1 tRNA gene and 1 rRNA gene are annotated in these 691 nt (G+C 53.7%); both read left to right on the forward strand.

Annotated features, from left to right (window positions below):
- Positions 1-519 (forward strand): 16S ribosomal RNA (locus MRBLMU1_RS23475); the annotation flags it as partial.
- A gap of 78 nt (positions 520-597) precedes the next feature.
- Positions 598-674, forward strand: a tRNA-Ile gene (locus MRBLMU1_RS23480).
- Positions 675-691 lie beyond the last annotated feature (17 nt).

A 691-nucleotide genomic window follows, 5' to 3' on the forward strand; every position in this document is an offset into this window, starting at 1 on the left:
GGGAGTGCCCGAAAGGGAACCATCACACAGGTGCTGCATGGCTGTCGTCAGCTCGTGTCGTGAGATGTTGGGTTAAGTCCCGCAACGAGCGCAACCCTTGTCATTAGTTGCTACGAAAGGGCACTCTAATGAGACTGCCGGTGACAAACCGGAGGAAGGTGGGGATGACGTCAAGTCCTCATGGCCCTTATGGGTAGGGCTTCACACGTCATACAATGGTACATACAGAGCGCCGCCAACCCGCGAGGGGGAGCTAATCGCAGAAAGTGTATCGTAGTCCGGATTGTAGTCTGCAACTCGACTGCATGAAGTTGGAATCGCTAGTAATCGCGGATCAGCATGTCGCGGTGAATACGTTCCCGGGTCTTGTACACACCGCCCGTCACACCATGGGAGCGGGTTTTACCAGAAGTAGGTAGCTTAACCGCAAGGAGGGCGCTTACCACGGTAGGATTCGTGACTGGGGTGAAGTCGTAACAAGGTAGCCGTATCGGAAGGTGCGGCTGGATCACCTCCTTTCTAGAGTGGCACGAGTCAGCAATGACTCACTCATCAAGCGTTCACACTTATCGACTGTCAATATAAAGAACAGCATTTGGGGCTGTAGCTCAGCTGGTTAGAGCACCGTGTTGATAACGCGGGGGTCGTTGGTTCGAGTCCAACCAGCCCTACCAGTTTTACCCTAGTAGTA

The organism is Burkholderia sp. LMU1-1-1.1 (genome assembly GCF_040675865.1).
GTDB lineage: Bacteria > Pseudomonadota > Gammaproteobacteria > Burkholderiales > Burkholderiaceae_D > Rugamonas.